The organism is Mesorhizobium sp. M1088 (assembly GCF_040318575.1).
Taxonomy (GTDB): Bacteria; Pseudomonadota; Alphaproteobacteria; order Rhizobiales; family Rhizobiaceae; genus Mesorhizobium.
The window spans coordinates 1-1,088 of record NZ_JAMYMO010000116.1 but is presented as its reverse complement, the minus strand read 5'-3'; the positions used below and the strand labels follow the sequence as shown (position 1 = coordinate 1,088).

The window sequence follows — 1,088 nt, the reverse complement described above, 5'->3', positions numbered from 1 at the left end:
GTATTGGCATGGATACGTCCAAGAGTGTTTTTCAGCTGCATGGTGTCGACGCTGCGGAGCGTTCGGTGCTGGTGCGTAAATTGCAACGGCGGGCGGTAGTCCCGTTCTTCGCCAAGCTTGCGCCGGTGAGGATCGGGCTGGAGGCGTGCGGTGGCTCGCATTACTGGGCGCGCACGCTGTCGGGGCTGGGTCATGAGGTGGTGCTGATCGCGGCGCAGCACGTGAAGCCGTATGTGCGGCGCGGCAAGCATGACGCGGCTGACGCCGAGGCGATCTGCGAGGCGATGAGCCGGCCCAGGACACGCTTTGTTGGGATCAAGAGCGGCGAGCAGCAAGCGGCGCAGATGCTGTTTGGGGTGCGCGAGCAGCTGGTGCGGCGGCGCACGCAGCTTTCCAACACGATCCGCGGCTACGCAGCCGAATTCGGCCTGGTGGCCGCACAAGGCCTTGCCCGCATCGAGCCACTGCTGGCCCGCATTGCCGGCGACGCGACGGTGCCGGCGCTGGCAAAGGAACTGCTTGAGACGCTCGGCGAGGAATACCGCGCGGTGTGCGCGCGATACGCGGCAATCGACAAGAAGCTGTTGGCCCATCACCGCAAGGACGAGACTGGACAGCGGCTGGCTGCGATGCCCGGCGTCGGGCCGGTCGTGGCGAGCCTGCTCGGCGTCAAGGTCACTGATGCGACAGCGTTCGGTTCGGGACGCGACTTCGCGGCGTGGCTGGGGCTGACGCCGAAGAACCATTCGACCGCCGGCAAGAACCGGCTGGGGGTGATCACGCGGGCCGGCGACGAGATGCTGCGGCAGGCGCTGGTGGTGGGCGCGACGGCCCACATCCAGCAGGTGCGTCGCGGCCGCGCCAAGGCCTCGCCGTGGCTGGCGGCGTTGATTGCGCGCAAGCCGCCGAAGCTGGCGGCTGTGGCGCTCGCCAACAAGACCGCCCGTATGGCCTGGAAGATGATGATCACCGGCGAGCCGTACCGTTGCGGCCTGGCGGGCAGCCTGACGCCTCCTCGCCGCCCTCAAGGCCGCTTCGCGCCGCCTACGGCGGTGGCCTGCGGCCAGCCCTGACCGCGGCTCAGCACG

1 protein-coding gene is annotated in these 1,088 nt (G+C 68.8%); it reads left to right on the top strand.

The features are described from left to right. Window positions 1-2 precede the first annotated feature (2 nt). Window positions 3-1,073, top strand: a complete 1,071-nt coding sequence (locus tag NKH49_RS34710) for an IS110 family RNA-guided transposase (protein ID WP_352930197.1) — start codon at window positions 3-5, stop codon at window positions 1,071-1,073. The last annotated feature ends 15 nt before the right edge of the window (window positions 1,074-1,088 follow it).